General features: G+C 42.1%; 1 pseudogene. It reads left to right on the forward strand.

The window, feature by feature from the left end:
• Positions 1-214: 214 nt before the first annotated feature.
• Positions 215-1,119 (forward strand): annotated as a pseudogene (locus QVO39_RS09165) (IS5 family transposase); the annotation flags it as partial.

A 1,119-nucleotide genomic window follows, 5' to 3' on the forward strand; every position in this document is an offset into this window, starting at 1 on the left:
TTGGGGCTTACACACTTTTTAGGGACAGTATCCTTCCTTACCTTTTTTAGCATAGACATATCTAAATCCATTACTCTTCTTTTGCGTATCTTTCATCACTAGAGACTGTTGCACGAAAAACCGGCTCAAATTATTGAGTATGTCATTGATTATTAGCACATTTAGTGTATAATTAAGAGGAGAAATAGAGTGTTACTTAATAGATATAATAATTATGGGATTCAAGCAAACGAGCAACAATGCGCCCTCATTTACCGAGGTGTTTACCGGATTGAGAAGTTCTAGAGCACGCAATGAGTTTCTAGAGCAAATTGACAAACTCATTGATTGGAAACCATTTCAAACTCTCATAAATAAAAAGCTAATTAAGAGAGCTGAAGCGAAAGGCGAACCTACGTATGATGGAGTCCTAATGTTTAAGATCCTGCTTCTGGAGACGTGGTATAATTTGAGTGACCGAGCCGTTGAAGAGCGTATTAACGACTCCATCAGCTTTGGAAAATTTCTTGACATTGATATGGAACACGTCTCCCCCGATCACAGCACCATTTGCCGTTTTCGCAATGCGATTGTGGAGAAAGACTTGTGGGATAAACTTTTGAGCCTACTCAATAAGCAGCTGCAACGCCATGGGATTATGAAGATTGAGACGGGAGCATTGGTTGATGCAAGCATAGTTGATAGCCCATATGCACCCGAGGTTCTGTCAAAATAGAAGTCGCCGAGGATAGAGAGGACACCAGAAGCGAAGAAGCTAAAGAAGAACGGAGCTATCAAGTAAAAGTGGGTAGTGCGAAACCAAGTGTGGATACGGAAGCCCGATGGGTGGTAAAATGTAAGAAGTTTAGATATGGGTACAAGAAACATGTCTTGACAGACGGAGAAGGACTTGTGCATACCCTCACCACCACATCTGCCAATGTCTCAGACACGACAGAATTTCCAACTCTCATAGAGAAAGGAGCCCTTCAAAAAGGAGTAATGGTATTAGCCGATAAAGGATGCACCTCCAAGGCCAATAGAGAACATCTAACTGGCCACGGGCTCAAAGATGGGATAATGAGGAAAGCGACAAAGGGGAAGCCACTAAGTGATAAAGATAAAGAGTTCAACCGACAG

The sequence above is a fragment of the Porphyromonas sp. CAG:1061 genome, from assembly GCF_000435035.1.
GTDB classification, from domain to species: domain Bacteria; phylum Bacteroidota; class Bacteroidia; order Bacteroidales; family Porphyromonadaceae; genus Porphyromonas_A; species Porphyromonas_A somerae.